Below are 18,760 nucleotides of genomic sequence, written 5' to 3'. Positions count from 1 at the left end.
CATGCCGCCGCACTCCGGTCAATCGGTCGTCATCATGTGGACAACGACGGGACAGCGACGGGACCGCGACGGGCCGGACCCGAGGTCAGCGGACCCCCGAACCGGCCTCCGCCTCCTCCCTCGGGGCGTCCTCCAGCGGCACCGCGCCGCCGAGCGCGGCCTCCGCCGCCGCGTACAGATCGGCGGGCCGGACCCCGCTGAGCGCGGTGACCAGATGACCGTCCGGACGCACGAGCAGCACACTGTGCGCCGGGGCGCCCGGATAGCTCTCCGCGACCAGCAGCTCCGCCCGGTGCGGCAGCGCGGTCACCGCGGCCGCCAGCCGGGGCATGACCCCGGCGGACATCCAGTGCTTGCGGTCCCACACCCCCGTACCCGGCGCGATCAGGACGACGAGCAGCGCGCCCCGGCCCAGCCGGTCGCGCAGCCGGACGAAGGAGCCGTCCTCGGCGGTGACCCGTACGTCGGCGACCGGGGCGCCCGGCTCGGTGTCGACCGGGATCTCGCCCTCCAGGTACCGGGGCGCGAGCGGCGAGCCCGCGTACGCCCCCGGCTCGCCGAGCGCCCCGCGCCCCAGGTGACCGTCCGTCATCAGCGCGTCCTGGTTCCGGGCCGCGCCGGGTACGTAGCCGCGCAGCCCGCCCGTGCCGCGCAGCACCGGCAGCAGCTGGTCGGCGGCGCGCAGCCGGGCGGCGACCACCGCGCGCCGTTCGGCCTGGTAGCTGTCGAGCAGCGCCTCGTGCGGGCCGTGATGCCAGACCACGGCCAGCTTCCAGGCGAGGTTGTCGGCGTCCCGCAGCCCCTCGTCCAGCCCCTGGGTGCCGAGCGCGCCCAGCAGATGGGCGGCGTCCCCGGCGAGGAACACCCGGCCGGAGCGCCAGCGGCGGGCCAGCCGGTGGTGGACGGAGTGCACGCCGGTGTCGAGGAGGTCGTAGGCCGGGACCGTTCCGCCGGTCCAGCCCATGAGGGTCTTGCGGACGTTGCTGACCAGGAACTCGGGTGTGATCAGGTCCTTGCCGGGCGGCATCAGCCAGTCCAGGCGCCAGGCGCTGCCCGGGAGCGGACGGGCACCGACCTCGTGGGCGGGATGCCCGGACGACCGCCACGGAGGCATCCGGTGCAGCAACGCCCGCCCTTCCCAGGGAAGTTCGACGCGCAGGGTGGCGACCGCGTGCCGTTCCACCGAGGTCCGGCCGGGGAAGCGGATGTCCAGGAGCTTGCGGACCGTGGAGCGGGGGCCGTCGCAGCCGACCAGATGACTGCCCCGCCACCAGGTGCCCCGCGGGCCGCGGGTGTGCGCGGTGACACCGGCGCGCTCCTGCTCGACGGCGTCGAGACGGCTGTCCAGGGCGATCTCGACGAGCGGTTCGGCGTCGGCGGCCGCGCGCAGGGCGGCGCTGAGCACGTGCTGTTCGATGTGGAGCGGCGCGGGGTCGTCCGCCGTGAAGGCGATCTCGCTCACCACCTGCCTGCGCCGCAGCGACCGCCAGCCGGTCCAGCGCAGCCCCAGGTCACCGGCGTGGACCGCGGTCAGCCGCTCCAGCAATGCTGCGGTGTCCTCGCGCAGGACGACGGTGCGCGCCGGCCGGGGCTCGTCCTTGCCGCCGGTCTCGTCGAGGACGACGGACGGCACCTCCTGGCGGGCCAGCGCCAGGGCGAGCGTGAGCCCGACGGGCCCCGCTCCGACGATGATCACCGGGTCCACGGTGTGGCGCCCCCTGCCCATGACGATGCCTCGACGAACACGCGGGAACAGGAAGGTGAAGCGGGGTGCACGATCACAGAACGTATGCAACCCATTGGCAGAGTATGCGTCAAGTGACCGAGGCCCGTGGCGATCACCCCACCAGGATCGGGCACGGAGCCCAGGACCGCAATGGGGGGCCGGGTCGGCGCGCGCACGCCGATCCGGCCCCCCAGAGGCTCGCTTGAGCAGGTGTCAGACGGGAACCGAACCGCCGACCTCGCCCGAGTTGAGATCCTCGACCGCACCGGCCCCGAGCACCGCTCCGGTGCCGCGCGTGCTGCGGCGCAGTCGGCCCTCCAGCCAGGAGGCGAAGGAGGTGAGCAGGAAGTTCAGCACGATGTAGATGACCGCCACCACGAAGAAGCTCTGGATGACGTTGGCGTAGTTGGCCGCCAGGGTGCTGCGGGCGTTGAGCAGGTCGGTGAACTGGAGCATGACGCCGCCCAGCGCCGTGTCCTTCACGATCACCACGAGCTGGCTGACGATGGCCGGGAGCATCGCGGTGACGGCCTGCGGCAGCAGGATGCCCGCCATCGTCTGGCCCTTGCGCAGACCGATGGCGTACGCGGCCTCGGTCTGTCCCTTCGGCAGCGAGAGGATGCCCGCCCGGACGATCTCGGCGAGTACCGAGGCGTTGTACAGGACCAGGCCGGTGACGACGGCGTACAGCGGCCGCGCGTCGCTGGGGATGTCGGTGGAGCGGACGTAGAACTCACCGGCGAACAGCATCAGCAGCAGCACCGGGATGGCGCGGAAGAACTCCACCACCACGCCCGCCGGTACGCGTACCCAGCGGTGGTCGGACAGCCGGGCTATGCCGAATATCGCGCCCAGGGGCAGCGCGATGACCATGGCCAGCGCGGCCGCCTTCAGGGTGTTGCCGAGGCCGGGCAGCAGGTAGGTGGTCCATGCCTCGCCCGTGGTGAAGGGCTTCCACAGCGCCCACGCCAGCTGGCCCTTGTCGTCCAGCTTCGCCACGGCCCACCACAGGAGCAGGCCGAGGAGGGCGAAGAAGACGACGGAGAGGACGACGTTGCGCGTCCGGGCGCGGGGGCCGGGCGTGTCGTAGAGGACGGAACTCATCGCTTCACCGCCAGTCGCTTGCCGAGCCAGCCCAGGAAGAGGCCGGTCGGCAGGGTCAGTACCACGAAGCCGAGGGCGAAGACAGCGCCGATGGCCACGGTCTGGGCCTCGTTCTCGATCATCGTCTTCATCAGGGTGGCGGCTTCGGCCACGCCGATGGCGGCCGCCACCGTGGTGTTCTTGGTCAGGGCGATCAGGACGTTGGCCAGCGGGCCGATGACCGCGCGGAGCGCCTGCGGCAGCACGATCAGCCGCAGCGTCTGGGAGAAGCTCAGCCCGATGGCCCGGGCCGCCTCCGCCTGCCCCAGCGGCACCGTGTTGATGCCGGAGCGGATGGCCTCGCACACGAACGCCGCCGTGTAGGCGACCAGTCCGAGCACGGCCAGCCGGAAGCCCTGGATCTTGAAGTCCTCGGTGCCCATGGTGACGCCGAAGATGTCGGCGAGGCCGAGCGAGGTGAACAGGATGATGATCGTCAGCGGGATGTTCCGGACGATGTTGACGTAGGCGGTGCCGAACCCGCGCATCAGCGGGACAGGACTGACCCGCATGCCGGCCAGCAGGATGCCCCAGACGAGGGAGCCGACGCCGGAGAAGACGGTGAGCTGCACCGTCGTCCAGAACGCCCCCAGGACGTCGTAGCCTTCAAGAAAGTCGAACACGTTCTCCCGCGCTTCCGGGTGTGTGGCCTACGGGGTGGTCGGGGCGCGCCGCCGTCCGGGAAGCGGTGGACGGCGGCGCGGGCCGTGGACCGTGCGGTGCCCGCCAGGTCCTCGCGTCGTGGTGCCGGGACTACTTGACGATGTCGCCGATCTTCGGGGCGGGCTCGTTCTTGTACTGGGCCGGGCCGAAGTTGTCCTTCACGGCCTTGTCCCACGACTTGTCGGCGACCATCTGCTCCAGCGCCTTGTTGATCTTGTCCACGGTCGCGGAGTCGCCCTTCTTGACGCCGATGCCGTAGTTCTCGTTGCTGAGCTTCAGGCCCGCGAGCTTGAACTGGCCCTTGTACTTGTCCTGCGAGGCGAAGCCCGCGAGGATCGAGTCGTCCGTGGTCAGCGCGTCCACGGCACCGCTCTGGAGACCGGCGACGCACTCCGAGTAGCCGGACAGCGGGCGAAGGTTGGCGTCCGGGGCGATCGTCTTCTTGACGTTCTGCGCCGAGGTGGAACCGACCACCGAACACAGCTTCTTCTTGTTGAGGTCCGTGCCCTTGGTGATGTCGGAGTCCTTCTTCACCAGCAGGTCCTGGTGGGCCAGCAGGTACGGCCCGGCGAAGTCCACCTTCTGCTTGCGCTCGTCGGTGATCGAGTAGGTGGCCGCGATGAACTTGACGTCGCCGCGCTGGAGCGCGTTCTCGCGGTCGGCGCTCTTGGTCTGGACCCACTCGATCTGGTTCGGCTGGTAGCCGAGCTGCTTGGCGACGTAGGTGGCCACGTCCACGTCGAAGCCGGAGTAGGAGCCGTCCGGCTTCTGGAGACCGAGGCCCGGCTGGTCGAACTTGATGCCGATCTTGATCTTCTTGCCGCCCGAGGCGTCGTCGTCCTTCTTGTCGCCGCCGCAGGCGGTGACGGACACGGCGAGGGCGAGCACGACGGCGGAGGCGGCGGTGACCTTGCGGAGCTTCATGGTGGACATCCTTTGCGTGATGCGTGACGGAGCGAAGACGAGACAGAGCGCGAGGACGCGGGCTGCCGCACGGACAGCGCCGGGCCGCCCGGCGACCCGGACGGCTCCGGCCCGGACAGTGCGGGAGCCCGGTCCGCGGCTCAGTGGTGCAGGATCTTGGACAGGAAGTCCTTGGCCCGGTCGCTGCGCGGATTGCTGAAGAACTGCTCGGGGGCGGCCTGTTCGATGATCCGGCCGTCCGCCATGAAGACCACGCGGTTCGCGGCCGAGCGGGCGAAACCCATCTCGTGGGTGACGACGACCATCGTCATGCCCTCGCGGGCCAGCTGCTGCATGACCTCCAGGACCTCGTTGATCATCTCGGGGTCGAGGGCCGAGGTGGGCTCGTCGAAGAGCATCACCTTCGGACCCATCGCCAGCGCCCGCGCGATGGCGACGCGCTGCTGCTGGCCGCCGGACAACTGCGCCGGGTACTTGTCGGCCTGGCTGCCGACGCCGACCCGGTCGAGCAGGGCGCGCGCCTGCTCCTCGGCCTTCTTCTTGTCCGTCCTGCGGACCTTGAGCTGGCCCAGCATCACGTTCTCGAGCACAGTCTTGTGCGCGAAGAGGTTGAAGGACTGGAACACCATCCCGACGTCCGCCCGCAGCCGGGCCAGCGCCTTGCCCTCCTGGGGCAGCGGCTTGCCGTCGATGGTGATGCTGCCGGAGTCGATCGTCTCCAGACGGTTGATGGTGCGGCACAGGGTCGACTTGCCGGACCCGGACGGCCCGATGACCACGACGACCTCACCGCGGCCGATCGTCAGGTCGATCTCCTGGAGCACATGCAACGCGCCGAAGTGCTTGTTGACGCTCTTCAGGACGACCAGGTCGTCGGACGCGGCCACGTCTTCCTTGGCCACCGCTACTTCGGTCATCGCTCTCGGGCTCCGTCCTCCTCGGTTTCGGTGGACAGTAGTGACGACCCCCGGCCGACGTCACCACATCTGAGGTGAATCTGAGCATCACGATCCGATAGCAATCGGACACGTGTCGTAGCACTTGCCTTCTGTGCGCGTATCGGCCGGATAACGGAAGGCACGGGCAACCGGAACGCTCTTGACGGCGTCGTCCTTCATCGGCGTCACTGCATGGTGCACACGCGCGCACATCGGTACGCGCCGGAGAAGAACCCAGACCGTACGACCGCTGAACCGAAGGGGGCCGGGATGAGACTGCTGCTCGTCGAGGACGACAACCACGTCGCCGCGGCCCTCTCCGCGATCCTCGCCCGGCACGGCTTCGACGTCACCCACGCCCGCAGCGGCGAGGAGGCCCTCCAGGCGCTCGTCCCCGAGGGCCCCGGCTTCGGCGTGATCCTGCTCGACCTCGGCCTGCCCGACCAGGACGGCTACGAGGTCTGCGGCAAGATCCGCAAGCGCACCGGCACCCCGGTCATCATGGTCACCGCCCGCTCCGACATCCGCTCCCGCATCCACGGGCTCAACCTGGGCGCCGACGACTACGTGGTGAAGCCGTACGACACCGGCGAACTCCTCGCCCGAATACACGCCGTCAGCCGCCGCACCGTCCCCGAGGACGCCGTGACCGGCGACGACAGCACCGCCCTGCTGGTCGGCACCGTGCGCATCGAACTGCCCACCCGGCAGGTCAGCGTGGCCGGGGCCACCGTCCCGCTGACCCGCAAGGAGTTCGACCTGCTCGCGCTGCTCGCCCAGCGGCCCGGTGTCGTCTTCCGGCGGGAACAGATCATCAGCGAGGTGTGGCGCACCAGTTGGGAAGGGACCGGGCGCACGCTGGAGGTGCATGTGGCGTCGCTGCGCGCCAAGCTGCGCATGCCCGCGCTGATCGAGACCGTGCGCGGGGTCGGCTACCGGCTCGTCGCCCCGGCCGGATAGCGGGGCCGGGTGCGCACTCGGCTGCTGCCGCTGCTCATCGTCCTGATGGCGGCCGTGCTCCTCGCGCTCGGTGTGCCGCTCGCCGTCAGCGTGGCCGCCGCCGAGCAGCAGCGCGTCATCGTGGACCGGATAGACGACACCGCGCGCTTCGCCGCGCTCGCCCAGTTCGTCACCGACACCCCGAGCGGCGGCCGTTCCACCGCCCCGGACGAGCGCCTGGAGACTCTCTACCGCGAGCTGGAGAGCTACCACGACGTCTACGGCATTCGTGCCGGTGTCTTCTACAGCGACCGCTCCGCCATGGTCAACGCCCCCGGCGACTGGCTCGTACCGCAGGAGGGGGTGGTCCGGGCGGCCTTCGAGGAGGCGCTGCTCAGCCGTCGCAGCCACGACCCCGGCCAGGTGTGGCCCTGGCAGCGGTCCCGGCTCGTGGTCGCCTCGCCCGTGATCCGGGACGGGGACGTGGTCGCGGTCGTCGTCACCGACTCGCCCACCGAGCAGATGCGGTGGCGCGTCCTGCGCGGCTGGGCGCTGATCGCGGCCGGTGAGATCACCGCGATGCTGCTCGCGGTGGGCGCGGCCCTCCGGCTGACCGGCTGGGTGCTGCGGCCGGTCCGCATCCTGGACGCCACCACCCACGACATCGCCACCGGACGCCTGAAGTCCCGCGTCGCGGTGGGCGTCGGGCCACCCGAACTCCGGCGGCTGGCACGGTCGTTCAACGAGATGGCGGACAACGTCGAGGACGTGCTGGAGCAGCAGCGGGCCTTTGTCGCGGACGCTTCCCATCAATTGCGCAACCCCCTCTCGGCACTGTTGCTCCGGATCGAACTGCTCTCCCTCGAACTGCCCGAGGGCAACGCGGAGATCGCCTCGGTGCGCACCGAGGGCAAGCGGCTGGCCCAGGTGCTGGACGACCTGCTCGACCTGGCGCTGGCCGAGCACGCCGAGACCGAGGCCCGGCTGACCGACATCGGCGCGCTCGCGGCGGAGCGGGTCGCCGCCTGGACGCCGACCGCCGACGCCAAGGGCGTGCGCCTGGTGGGCGACTGCCCGCCCACGACCGCCTGGGCCGACGCCATCTACCTGTCCAGCGCGCTGGACGCGGTCATCGACAACGCCGTCAAATTCACCCCCGAGCACGGCACGGTCGAGGTCGGCGTCTTCTCCCGCGGTGACACCACCACCGTCCAGGTCACCGACACCGGGCCGGGTCTGACCGACGACGAACTCGAGCGCGTGGGCGACCGGTTCTGGCGCAGCGGACGCCACCAGAACATCAAGGGCTCAGGGCTGGGCCTGTCCATCACCCGCGCCCTGCTCGCCGCGACGGACTGCTCGATCGCCTACGGCCACCACGAGCCCGAGGGACTGCGCGTCACGGTCACCCTGCCCCGGCAGGCTCCCGCGCCCGACCCGCGTCAGGGCTTGACCGACCGGTAGTAGCGCCGGGCCCCGGTGTGCAGGGGGAGCGGGTCGGTGTAGATGGCGGTGCGCAGATCCACGCGCTGCGCGGAGTGCACATGCTTGCCTATCTCGTCCCGGCTCTTGATCACGATGCGGGTTATCCACTCCGTGAGCCTCGGGTCCAGGTCGGCGCGGGTCATCAGCAGGTTGGACACCGCGATGGTGGCCACCGTGGAGCCGTGCTGCACCCGCGGATACGCGGATTCGGGCATGTTGGTGGGCCGGTAGTAGCGCGCCGCCTCTCCCTCGGCGTGCAACTCGGAGACGAGCTTCCCCTCTATCGGTATGAACCGGAACCCCGACTTGTCCGCCAGCTCCGTGAGCCCGCCGGTGGGCAGGCCGCCGGACCAGAAGAACGCGTCGATGTCGTGGTTCGCCAGCATGTCCGGACCGGTGTCGATCCCCGCGGACACCGGGACGACGTCCTTCTCCGGATCGATCCCGGCGGCCTTCAGCACGCCGTTGGCTATCAGCCGCACACCGGAGTTCGGCAGGCCCGTGGCCACCCGCTTGTCACGGAGGTCGGCGACGCTGTCGATCGTGGAGCCGGGCGCCACGATGAGCTGCACATAGTCGTCGTAGAGCCGGGCCACCCCGCGCAGCCGGTGCTCGGCCGGGTGCGCCTGCTCGTACGTCTGCACCGCGTCGGCCGCCGCGATGGTGAAGTCCGCCTTCCCGGCCGCCACCCGCTGCACGTTCTCCTGCGAACCGGCGCTGCTGGTCAGCTTCACCGTCAGACCGGGCATGTCCTTCGCCAACTCGTTGCGCAGACGGCGGCCGTACTCCTCGTACACCCCGCGGGTGCCGCCCGTGCTGAACACGATCGTCCCGCTCGGCGGCTTCTCACCGAGCGGCGCCAGCCACCACAGCAGCAGGCCGAGCACCACGACTCCCGCGCCCGACGCCCACAGCACGCGGCGCCGGTTGGGCAACCGGGCGGAGATCTCGGCGAACGGGAACACCTTGGACATGCGGGCGATCCTGCCAGGCCGGAAGCGGTGCGACCAGGGCTGTGGACAACCGGACGGCCGGGGCTCCGGTCGCCTGTGGACAACCGGCGGGGGTGTCAGAGGCGGCCGTTAGAGTCGCCGCATGAGCAATTCTCCCGCCCGCCTCGTCAGCGAGTTCCACCGCGCCTTCGGTCTCGACGCCCGCACGATACCCACCGAGATCGGTGCCGAACTGGCCGCACACCGGGGGGAACTGCTCGCGGAGGAAGCCGCCGAAGTGGCCGAGGTGTCGGTCACCGGCCCGCTCGACCACCTCGCGCAGGAACTGGCGGACGTGGTCTACGTGGCCTACGGCACCGCGCTGGTCCACGGCATCGACCTCGACGAGGTGATCGCCGAGATCCACCGCGCCAACATGAGCAAGGTCGGCCCGGACGGCGAGATAGCCCGCCGCGAGGACGGCAAGGTGCTCAAGGGCGACCACTACCGCGCCCCCGACGTCTCGGCCGTCCTGCGCCGCCAGGGCTGGACCCCCGCCGAGCACTGACCGGCCTTGCCGTGTCCTCGGTCACGGGCCGCCCGGAGCGGGGACGGACGGCCTCCGGGGACCGCCTACCCTTGACCCATGACCATCAGCAGCGACCGGAGCCCGGCAGTGGACGTTCGAGCAGCCAAGACGTACGAGGTGCGCACCTACGGGTGCCAGATGAACGTCCACGACTCCGAGCGATTGTCCGGGCTGCTCGAGGACGCCGGGTATGTACGGGCGCCCGAGGGGTCGGACGGCGATGCCGATGTGGTCGTGTTCAACACCTGCGCGGTCCGGGAGAACGCCGACAACCGTCTCTACGGCAACCTCGGCCGTCTCGCGCCCCGGAAGGCGTCCCGCCCCGGTATGCAGATCGCGGTCGGCGGCTGCCTCGCGCAGAAGGACCGCGACACCATCGTGAAGCGGGCGCCCTGGGTGGACGTCGTCTTCGGCACGCACAACATCGGCAAGCTGCCCGTGCTGCTGGAGCGCGCCCGCGTCCAGGAAGAGGCGCAGGTCGAGATCGCCGAGTCGCTGGAGGCGTTCCCCTCCACCCTGCCGACCCGGCGCGAGAGCGCGTACGCGGCCTGGGTCTCGATCTCCGTCGGCTGCAACAACACCTGCACCTTCTGCATCGTCCCGGCGCTGCGCGGCAAGGAGAAGGACCGCAGGACCGGCGACATCCTCGCCGAGATCGAGGCGCTGGTCGCGGAGGGCGTCAGCGAGATCACCCTGCTCGGGCAGAACGTCAACGCCTACGGCTCCGACATCGGCGACCGCGAGGCGTTCAGCAAGCTGCTGCGGGCCTGCGGGAAGATCGAGGGCCTGGAGCGCGTCCGCTTCACCTCGCCGCACCCGCGCGACTTCACCGACGACGTGATCGCCGCCATGGCCGAGACGCCGAACGCGATGCCGCAGCTGCACATGCCGCTCCAGTCCGGCTCGGACACCGTCCTGAAGGCGATGCGCCGCTCCTACCGGCAGGAGCGCTACCTCGGCATCATCGAGAAGGTCCGCGCCGCCATCCCGCACGCGGCGATCACCACCGACATCATCGTGGGCTTCCCCGGCGAGACCGAGGAGGACTTCGAGCAGACCATGCACGTGGTCCGTGAGGCCCGGTTCGCCCAGGCGTTCACCTTCCAGTACTCCAAGCGCCCCGGCACCCCGGCCGCGACCATGGACGACCAGATCCCCAAGGAGGTCGTGCAGGCCCGCTACGAGCGCCTCGTCGCCCTCCAGGACGAGATCTCCTGGGAGGAGAACAAGAAGCAGGTCGGCCGCACCCTGGACCTGATGGTCGCCGAGGGCGAGGGCCGCAAGGACGGTGCCACCCACCGCCTCTCCGGCCGCGCCCCCGACAACCGCCTGGTCCACTTCACCAAGCCGGACGAGGAGGTGCGGCCCGGCGACGTGGTCACCGTCGAGGTCACCTACGCCGCCCCGCACCACCTGCTCGCCGAGGGCCCCGTCCTCGCCGTGCGCCGCACGCGCGCGGGCGACGCCTGGGAGAAGCGCAACGCCGCCGAGGCCGTCGAGAAGGCCGGTGTCATGCTCGGCCTGCCGAAGATCGGCGTCCCCGCGCCCCTGCCCGCCGCCACGACCGGCTGCGGCTGCGACTAGAACGCCCCGAGCCTCACCGGTGGCCCACGGCGTGCCCGGGCCGCCGGTGAGGCGGGTTACGCTGCCGATCATGCTTGTCGCGGTCGCCGTCTGCCCCTGTCCCCCCTTGCTCGTCCCCGAGGTCGCCTCGGGCGCCGCGCCCGAACTGGACGCCGCCCGAACCGCCTGCGCGGACGCGCTCGGCGTCCTCGCCGCCGCCCGCCCCGACCGTCTGATGGTCATCGGCCCGGCCGAGCACGGCGGGCGCCACCCGCAGGGCTCGCCGGGGTCCTTCCGGGGCTTCGGCGTCGAACTCGACGTGACGCTCGGCCGGGGGACCGCGCCCGGCCCGGAGCTGCCCGCTTCCCTGGCCGTCGCCGCCTGGCTGCTGGAGCGGAGCGACTGGGCGGACGTACCGGTCGAGGGTGTGGCCGTGGACACGGCGCTCCCCGCCGACCAGTGCGCCCGACTCGGCGCGGAACTGGGCGGCGGCAACGAACGGGTCGCCCTGCTGGTCATGGGCGACGGCAGCGCCTGCCGCACACTCAAGGCACCCGGCTACCTCGACGACCGCGCGGCCCCCTTCGACGCCGAGGCCGCCCGCGCCCTGGGCACCGCCGACCTGGCGGCCCTCGCAGCACTCGACGCCGGGCTCGCCCGCGAACTCCAGGCGTCCGGCCGCGCCCCCTGGCAGGTCCTCGCCGCGGCGGCCGAGGGCGCGGGCCTCGACGGCACGCTGCTGTACGACGAGGCGCCGTACGGCGTGGGCTACTTCGTAGCCACCTGGAGCTAGCTCGTCGGCGGAGTCTTCGGCGGGGTCTGCGGGCCGCCCTCGCCGGGCTTGCGGCCCTCCTGGCCGAGGCGGTCCACCGCCTCCTTCGCCTTGTCCGTACCGGCGTGGATCTTGTCGGTGTACTTGCCCTTGGTCCGCTCGTCGACCACGTGCGCGGCCTTGTCGATGCCGTCCTGCACCTTGTCGCCGTGCTGCCGGGCCAGGTCCGTCACCTTGTCCTTGGCCGGGCCGATCGCGGCCTTCAGATTGTCGAACAGACCCATGATCCACCTTCCGGAACAACCCGAATGCGCGTGAATGCGCCACTTGTGGGGGACGCTACCCCTCCCCGGTAGCCGTCACACCACGCGCTTACCCGGACCGCACCCGTCACACCTGCCATCCGCGAGCCCGGCATCACCCGTCGGCCACCGACGGGGCCGGAACGTTTGCGAGACTGGTGCGGTGAGCAGTGCATCCCCCGCCCCCCGTGTCATCGCCGTCGTCGGCCCCACCGCCGCCGGAAAGTCCGACCTCGGCGTCTTCCTGGCCCAGCAGCTCGGCGGCGAGGTCATTAACGCCGACTCGATGCAGCTCTACCGGGGCATGGACATCGGCACCGCCAAGCTCACCCCCGAGGAACGCGGCGGTGTCCCGCACCATCTGCTGGACATCTGGGACGTGACCGTCGCCGCCTCCGTCGCCGAGTACCAGAAGCTGGCCCGCGCCCGCATCGACGCCCTGCTCGCCGAGGGCCGCTGGCCGATCCTGGTCGGCGGCTCCGGACTGTACGTACGCGGCGCCGTAGACAACCTGGAGTTCCCCGGCACCGACCCCGAGGTCCGGGCCCGCCTGGAGGACGAGCTGGCCCTGCGCGGCCCCGGCGCCCTGCACGCCCGCCTGGCCGCCGCCGACCCCGACGCCGCCCGCGCCATCCTGCCCAGCAACGGGCGCCGCATCGTCCGCGCCCTGGAGGTCATCGAGATCACCGGGCGCCCCTTCACCGCCAACCTCCCCGGCCACGACTCGGTCTACGACACCCTCCAGATCGGTGTCGACGTGGCCCGCCCCGAGCTGGACGAGCGCATCGCGCGCCGCGTCGACCGCATGTGGGAGGCCGGGCTGGTGGACGAGGTGCGCGCGCTGGAGGCCCAGGGGCTGCGCGAGGGCCGTACCGCGTCGCGGGCGCTCGGCTACCAGCAGGTGCTCACCGCGCTCGCCGGGGAGTGCTCCGAGGACGAGGCGCGCGCGGAGACCGTGCGCTCCACCAAGCGCTTCGCGCGCCGCCAGGACACCTGGTTCCGGCGCGACCCCAGGGTGCACTGGCTCAGCGGGGCTGTGGCCGACCGCGCGGAACTCCCGGGGCGTGCGTTGACATTGGTCGAACGACCGGTCACAGCCTGATCACGTCCTGGCATCGGGATGCGCCACGGGTCAACCCGGCCTCCGGCGCCGTGCCATCATCGAGCTTCGATCGACCAGTGAAGTCCTAGTTGGGAGGGCGCGTGGCGATGGAGGCCAGCCCTCGTGACACCGCAGCAGGCACCGAGCACGTCACCACCGACAGTGACGATCCCGGCGTCGAGGACCGCCTGACCGACGACGGACCGGACGACATCCCCGTCGTGGTCACCGCCGACGGACCGACGCCCGAGGAGATGTTCGCGGGCGGCCCCGAGGTCGAGGTCGAACTGCGCCCCCAGCGGCGGCTGCGCATCTGGCAGCTGGCGCCCATCGTGGGCCTGGCCGCGCTCGGCTCGCTGATGTTCGCCTTCCCGCTCGCCTTCGACTTCGGCGACAGCGGCGCGGTCATCGCCATGCTGGGCCTGCTGATCTGCTCCTGCGCCGCGGGCTGGGGCATGATGGCCGCCCGTCGCGTCGGCTACACCTGGCCGGGCCTGCCCCCGCGCGGCTCCGGCCGCCGGACCGACTGGCGTGTCGCGCTCACCTACGCCCTGCTCGTGGCTGTCGTCGTCGTGCTCGCCGTATGGCGGGTCGCCCGCCTGCGCTAGCGCCGCCCGGCTGCCTTCTGAGGGTGTCCGGCTCACCCCGTACGATCGAGGGATGAGCACGCGGATCGCATTCCTCAAGGGGCACGGCACCGAGAACGACTTCGTGATCGTGCCCGACCCCGAGAACGCCCTGGACCTGACGCCCGCCGCCGTCGCCGCGCTCTGCGACCGCCGGGCCGGTATCGGCGGCGACGGGGTGCTGCACGTGGTGCGCTCCGCCGCGCATCCCGAGGCCCGGGACATGGCCGGTGAAGCCGAGTGGTTCATGGACTACCGCAACGGGGACGGCTCGGTCGCCGAGATGTGCGGCAACGGAGTGCGTGTGTTCGCGCGCTACCTCCAGCACGCCGGACATGTGGGCGAAGGTGACCTCACCATCGCCACCCGCGGAGGCGTGAAGCGGGTCCACATCGCCAAGGACGATTCCGGTCTCGGAGACGTCACCGTCGGCATGGGCCGGGCCCGCCTGCCCGAGGGCGAGGTCACGGTCCGCGTCGGGGAGCGGAGCTGGCCCGCGCGGAACGTGAACATGGGCAACCCGCACGCCGTCGCCTTCGTGGACGACCTCGCCCACGCCGGTGACCTCTACACCGCGCCGCCGGTCGGCCCGGAGGGCGCGTACCCGGACGGCGTCAACGTGGAGTTCGTCGTCGACCGGGCCCCCGGCCACGTCGCCCTGCGCGTGCACGAGCGCGGTTCCGGCGAGACCCGCTCGTGCGGCACCGGCGCGTGCGCCGTCGCGGTGGCCGCCGCCCGGCGCGACGGCGCCGACCCGGCCGTCACCGGCACCCCGGCGACGTACGTCGTGGACGTGCCCGGCGGGCGGCTGGTCATCACCGAGCGTCCGGACGGTGAGATCGAGATGACGGGCCCCGCCGTGATCGTCGCCAAGGGCGAGATCGACGGCGAGTGGCTGGAAAAGGCGGCCCGCTGACCTGGACGGACCGCACCCCGGTGGCCCCGGACGCCGGGGACCAGCCGTTCTGTGACAGCGAGGCCGTTCGAAACCGCGGCCGACGGGAGGGCACGTGGCGCAAACTCTAAACCTCCAAGCCGTCGCTCGAATGGGTGATCCGTTTCACGCTCGCCGAGAGGCGGTCGGTCGCACGTGATGGGCTCGATAGCATCAAGCACCGGCACGGACGGGGGAACGTCGCCAACCCTGAGCCGCGTATGCCCCTCGGGCCCCGTCCGCCGGTCCACGAGCCGGAGGTGCCCATGAGTGCGGAGGCCACGAACCCTGCGACCCCAGGCCCGGTCGCGCCCGCGGCCCCCACGGTGGCCCGCAGGAAGTCCCGGCCGCGGATCGACCTGCGCAGGCTCGGCCGGGCCGCGCTGCTCGGCCCTGCCGTCCGGAGCAAGCTGCCCGACGCCATCGGGCACGTAGCCGAGGCCCACCGCGCCCACCACCCCGACGCCGACCTCGACCCCCTGCGCCGCGCCTATCTCCTGGCCGAATCCTCCCACCGCGGCCAGATGCGCAAGAGCGGCGAGCCGTACATCACCCACCCCCTCGCCGTGACCCTGATCCTCGCCGAACTGGGCGCCGAGACCACCACCCTGACCGCCTCCCTCCTGCACGACACCGTCGAGGACACCGAGGTCACCCTCGACCAGGTCGGCAAGGAGTTCGGGGAGGAGGTCCGCTATCTCGTCGACGGCGTCACCAAGCTGGAGAAGGTCGACTACGGCGCCGCCGCCGAGCCGGAGACCTTCCGCAAGATGCTCGTCGCCACCGGCAACGACGTACGCGTGATGTCGATCAAGCTCGCCGACCGGCTGCACAACATGCGCACCCTCGGCGTGATGCGCCCCGAGAAACAGGCGCGGATCGCCAAGGTCACCCACGACGTCCTCATCCCGCTCGCCGAACGCCTCGGTGTGCAGGCCCTGAAGACCGAGCTGGAGGACCTCGTCTTCGCCATCCTCCTCCCCGAGGAGTACGCCCGCACCAGCGAACTCATCGCCCAGAACGCCGCCGGTGAGGACCCGCTCGCCGAGGTCGCCGACGAGGTGCGCGCCGTGCTGCGCGAGGCCGACATCCCGGCCGAAGTACTCATCCGGCCCCGCCACTCCGTCTCCGTCCACCGCGTCTCCCGCAAACGCGGCCCGCTGCGCGGCACCGACTTCGGCCGCCTGCTGGTGCTCGTGAACGACGACGCGGACTGCTACGCCGTCCTCGGCGAGCTGCACACCTGCCTCACGCCGGTCGTCTCGGAGTTCAAGGACTTCATCGCCGTACCGAAGTTCAACCTCTACCAGTCGCTGCACACCGCCGTGGCCCGCCCGGACGGCCAGGTCGTCGAAGTACTCATCCGCACCCACCGCATGCACCAGGCCGCCGAGGCGGGCGTGATCGCCCTCGGCAACCCGTACACCCCGCCCGCCGAGGAGCAGACCGCCGGTCTCGACGGTGAACGCGCGGACCCCACCCGCCCCGGCTGGCTCTCCCGCCTGCTCGACTGGCAGCGCGGCGCCCCCGACCCCGACACCTTCTGGTCCACCCTGCGCGACGACCTCGCCCAGGACCGGGAGATCACCGTGGTCCGGCCCGACGGCGGCACCCTGGGCCTGCCCGAGGGCGCCACCTGCGTGGACGCCGCCTACGCCCAGTACGGGGAGGACGCCCACGCCTGCATCGGCGCCCGCGTCAACGGCCGCCTGGCCGCTCTCGGCACCGTCCTGCGCGACGGCGACACCGTCCAGCTGCTCATGGGCCAGGACCCGGCCTCCGAACCCTCCCGCGAATGGCTGGAGCACGCCCACACCCCGGCCGCGCGCATCGCCATCCAGCGCTGGCTGGCGGCCCACCCCGGCGCCGACGCCCGCCCCTCCGACACCACCACCACCGAGGGCCCCGGTGGGACCCGCCCGACCAGCAGCGCCCCCGCCGCGCGTCCCCGGGGCGCCGACGTCCTGCTGGACGAGCCCGGCGGCCCGGTACGCCTCGGCGGCTGCTGTACCCCGGTGCCCCCCGACGACATCGTGGGCTTCGCCGTGCGCGGGGGAGCGGTGACCGTGCACCGGGTGGAGTGCTCCATGGTTGACGAGATGAAGAACGGGGGGCGCGCGGAGATCGCCGTGCGCTGGGGGGACACCGCCGCGTGCCGGGTCACCCTGGTCGCCGAATCGTTCAGTCGTCCCCATCTGCTCGCCGACCTCACCGAGGCGATCGCGCTGGAGGGCGCCGAGATCGTCTCCGCCACCGTGGAGTCCCCCAACCAGCAGCGGGTCCGCCACACCTACACCCTCCAGCTCCCCGACGCCGCCGAACTGCCCGCCCTGATGCGCGCGATGCGCGACGTGCCGGGCGTGTACGACGTGAGCCGGGTCCAGGCGCCCGCCGCCTGACCGTCGGCCCGCGACGCGACGCCGGACCGCCGCCCGGGACCGACTCGATCGGGTGGGCCCGTCGCGCGCCGTCACCACCGGACGGTGACGCGCTGGTAGCGGTGGGGCATGCTGCTCATTCGCCCCACGCGCCCGCACCCCGCACCCCGGTTCCTCCGGCGTCCCAAGGCGGCCCTGCTCGCCTCGGCCGTCACGGTCTGTCTCGTCGCCGCCGGAGCCCCCGCCGAACCGCTGGGCGTCGGCGACCGGATCTTCCCGGAGCTGGGCAACCCCGGCTACGACGTGGCCGCGTACGACCTCGCCTTCCGCTACCCCGGCAGCAACGACAAGCCGCTCGAGGCCGTCACCACCATCGACGCCCGGCTCACCAGCTCCCTGCGGCGGATCAACCTCGACTTCGCGCACAACACCGTCGAGTCCGTCGAGGTCGACGGTCGCAAGGCCGCCTTCACCAGCGCGGGCGAGGACCTCGTCGTCACCCCGGACCACGCGCTGCCGCTCGGCAGCCTGACCCGGATCACCGTGCGGCACACCAGCGACCCCCGCCCCGCCGACGACCAGGACGGCGGCTGGGTGCAGACCAGCGACGGGCTCGCCATGGCCAACCAGGCCGACGCCGCCCACCTGGTCTTCCCGTGCAACGACCATCCGTCCGACAAGGCGATGTTCACCTTCCACGTCACCGCCCCGAACGGCTACACCGCCGTCGCCAACGGGCTGCCGACTGGCACCGTCAAGGCGGGCGGCTCCACCACCTGGAGCTATCGCTCCCAGCACCCCATGGCCACCGAACTCGCCCAGGTGTCCATCGGCCACTCCGCCGTCGTGCACCGCGCGGGCCCGCACGGGCTGCCGCTGCGGGACGTGGTGCCCGCCGCCGACAAGAAGGAGCTGGAGCCCTGGCTCGCCAAGACGCCGGACCAGATCTCCTGGATGGAGAGCAAGATCGGCCCGTACCCGTTCGAGACCTACGGTGTGTTGATGGCGCAGGCCAGCACCGGGTTCGAGCTGGAGACGCAGACCCTGTCGCTGTTCGAGAAGGACATCTTCACCGAGCCCGCCTACCCCAAGTGGTACATCGAGTCGGTCATGGTCCACGAGCTGTCCCACCAGTGGTTCGGCGACAGCGTCAGCCCCCGCACCTGGTCCGACGTCTGGCTGAACGAGGGACACGCCACCTGGTACGAGGCCCTCTACGCGGAGGAGAAGGGCGACCACCCCCTCCAGGACCGCATGAAGGCCGCCTACGGAGCCTCCGACCGCTGGCGTACCGCCGGTGGACCGCCCGCGAAGCCCAAGCCGCCCGCCCCCGGCCAGAAGATCGGCATCTTCCGCCCCAACATCTACGACGGCGCCGCCCTGGTGCTCTTCGCCCTGCGCCAGGAGATCGGCAAGGACGCCTTCGAACGGCTGGAGAAGGTGTGGGTCCAGGAGAACCGGGACACCAGCGTCGGCACCGCCGACTTCGTCCGCCTCGCCTCCGCGATCGGCGGCCGCGACCTGACCGGCTTCTTCCAGGACTGGCTGTACGGCGAGAAGACCCCGCCCATGCCCGGCCACCCGGACTGGAAGCAGGTCCCGCCGCCCGCGCCCGCGGGCTCGGCCAAGAAGAGCTGACCCCCGGTGCCCGGGCGATAACCCGATGACGCGGTGCTCGGCGCCGTGCGACCATCTTCCGGTCGGCGCGGCGCGGCGCACGGGAATCTCCCGGGGCACGCGCGCG

Annotated in this window: 17 protein-coding genes; 10 read left to right on the top strand and 7 right to left on the bottom strand. The window is 71.7% G+C overall.

All coding sequences use genetic code 11. The features are described from left to right. Positions 1-85: 85 nt before the first annotated feature. From ACI2LY_RS08085 to ACI2LY_RS08065, 5 genes are all read right to left on the bottom strand, one after another. Positions 86-1,705, bottom strand: coding sequence for an FAD-dependent monooxygenase (locus ACI2LY_RS08085; RefSeq protein ID WP_404706500.1), 1,620 nt, complete (start codon positions 1,703-1,705; stop codon positions 86-88). A gap of 234 nt (positions 1,706-1,939) precedes the next feature. Next, a complete protein-coding gene (locus ACI2LY_RS08080) occupies positions 1,940-2,830 on the bottom strand; it encodes an amino acid ABC transporter permease (protein ID WP_404706408.1) in 891 nt (296 codons plus the stop codon). Beyond that, a complete protein-coding gene (locus ACI2LY_RS08075) occupies positions 2,827-3,492 on the bottom strand; it encodes an amino acid ABC transporter permease (RefSeq protein WP_404706407.1) in 666 nt (221 codons plus the stop codon). Before ACI2LY_RS08075 ends, ACI2LY_RS08080 begins: the two co-directional genes overlap by 4 nt. Before the next feature lie 130 nt (positions 3,493-3,622). Further along, positions 3,623-4,456 carry a glutamate ABC transporter substrate-binding protein gene (locus tag ACI2LY_RS08070; protein ID WP_404706406.1) on the bottom strand — a complete coding sequence of 278 codons (834 nt, stop codon included), beginning with the start codon at positions 4,454-4,456 and terminating at the stop codon, positions 3,623-3,625. 140 nt (positions 4,457-4,596) lie between these two features. Then, positions 4,597-5,373, bottom strand: coding sequence for an amino acid ABC transporter ATP-binding protein (locus ACI2LY_RS08065; RefSeq protein WP_161191257.1), 777 nt, complete (start codon positions 5,371-5,373; stop codon positions 4,597-4,599). Between the two features lie 291 nt (positions 5,374-5,664). On the opposite strand from ACI2LY_RS08065, the gene ACI2LY_RS08060 reads away from it, so the two are divergent. Then, the gene (locus ACI2LY_RS08060) at positions 5,665-6,354 is read left to right on the top strand and encodes a response regulator transcription factor (RefSeq protein ID WP_404706405.1); all 690 of its coding nucleotides are present in this window, start codon (positions 5,665-5,667) and stop codon (positions 6,352-6,354) included. A gap of 9 nt (positions 6,355-6,363) precedes the next feature. After that, the gene (locus ACI2LY_RS08055) at positions 6,364-7,797 is read left to right on the top strand and encodes an ATP-binding protein (RefSeq protein WP_404706404.1); all 1,434 of its coding nucleotides are present in this window, start codon (positions 6,364-6,366) and stop codon (positions 7,795-7,797) included. On the opposite strand, the gene ACI2LY_RS08050 is transcribed toward ACI2LY_RS08055, so the two are convergent. Continuing rightward, positions 7,776-8,792: a TAXI family TRAP transporter solute-binding subunit gene (locus ACI2LY_RS08050; protein ID WP_389006092.1), complete on the bottom strand. Its 1,017-nt coding sequence runs from the start codon at positions 8,790-8,792 to the stop codon at positions 7,776-7,778. The two genes, ACI2LY_RS08055 and ACI2LY_RS08050, sit on opposite strands and share 22 nt — an antisense overlap. Positions 8,793-8,913: 121 nt before the next feature. On the opposite strand from ACI2LY_RS08050, the gene ACI2LY_RS08045 reads away from it, so the two are divergent. The 3 genes from ACI2LY_RS08045 to ACI2LY_RS08035 all read left to right on the top strand — a co-directional run bounded on the left by ACI2LY_RS08045 (position 8,914) and on the right by ACI2LY_RS08035 (position 11,695). After that, entirely contained in the window at positions 8,914-9,318 is a 405-nt protein-coding gene (locus ACI2LY_RS08045) for a MazG nucleotide pyrophosphohydrolase domain-containing protein (RefSeq protein WP_404706403.1), read from the top strand. A 78-nt stretch (positions 9,319-9,396) separates the two neighbouring features. After that, positions 9,397-10,923 (top strand): tRNA (N6-isopentenyl adenosine(37)-C2)-methylthiotransferase MiaB, encoded by a 1,527-nt coding sequence (gene miaB / locus ACI2LY_RS08040; RefSeq protein ID WP_404706402.1) that lies wholly within the window; start codon positions 9,397-9,399, stop codon positions 10,921-10,923. A 70-nt stretch (positions 10,924-10,993) separates the two neighbouring features. Next, entirely contained in the window at positions 10,994-11,695 is a 702-nt protein-coding gene (locus ACI2LY_RS08035; RefSeq protein ID WP_404706401.1) for a class III extradiol dioxygenase subunit B-like domain-containing protein, read from the top strand. Here ACI2LY_RS08035 and ACI2LY_RS08030 read toward each other — a convergent pair. Continuing rightward, positions 11,692-11,958: an antitoxin gene (locus ACI2LY_RS08030; protein ID WP_404706400.1), complete on the bottom strand. Its 267-nt coding sequence runs from the start codon at positions 11,956-11,958 to the stop codon at positions 11,692-11,694. The genes ACI2LY_RS08035 and ACI2LY_RS08030 overlap by 4 nt on opposite strands. A 181-nt stretch (positions 11,959-12,139) precedes the next feature. On the opposite strand from ACI2LY_RS08030, the gene miaA reads away from it, so the two are divergent. The 5 genes from miaA to ACI2LY_RS08005 all read left to right on the top strand — a co-directional run bounded on the left by miaA (position 12,140) and on the right by ACI2LY_RS08005 (position 18,654). Then, entirely contained in the window at positions 12,140-13,078 is a 939-nt protein-coding gene (gene miaA / locus ACI2LY_RS08025; protein WP_404706399.1) for a tRNA (adenosine(37)-N6)-dimethylallyltransferase MiaA, read from the top strand. 107 nt (positions 13,079-13,185) lie between these two features. Further along, positions 13,186-13,686, top strand: coding sequence for a hypothetical protein (locus tag ACI2LY_RS08020; RefSeq protein WP_404706499.1), 501 nt, complete (start codon positions 13,186-13,188; stop codon positions 13,684-13,686). A 52-nt stretch (positions 13,687-13,738) separates the two neighbouring features. Further along, positions 13,739-14,620 (top strand): diaminopimelate epimerase, encoded by an 882-nt coding sequence (dapF, locus tag ACI2LY_RS08015; protein ID WP_404706398.1) that lies wholly within the window; start codon positions 13,739-13,741, stop codon positions 14,618-14,620. 284 nt (positions 14,621-14,904) lie between these two features. After that, on the top strand, positions 14,905-17,037 hold the full coding sequence (locus ACI2LY_RS08010; RefSeq protein WP_404706397.1) for a RelA/SpoT family protein: 2,133 nt from the start codon (positions 14,905-14,907) through the stop codon (positions 17,035-17,037). A gap of 108 nt (positions 17,038-17,145) precedes the next feature. Beyond that, positions 17,146-18,654: a M1 family metallopeptidase gene (locus ACI2LY_RS08005; protein WP_404706396.1), complete on the top strand. Its 1,509-nt coding sequence runs from the start codon at positions 17,146-17,148 to the stop codon at positions 18,652-18,654. The last annotated feature ends 106 nt before the right edge of the window (positions 18,655-18,760 follow it).

The sequence above is a fragment of the Streptomyces sp. NPDC002176 genome (genome assembly GCF_044903645.1).
Lineage (GTDB): Bacteria > Actinomycetota > Actinomycetes > Streptomycetales > Streptomycetaceae > Streptomyces.
The sequence above is the reverse complement of the archived record's forward strand: the minus strand, read 5'-3'. Positions and strand labels throughout refer to the sequence as shown.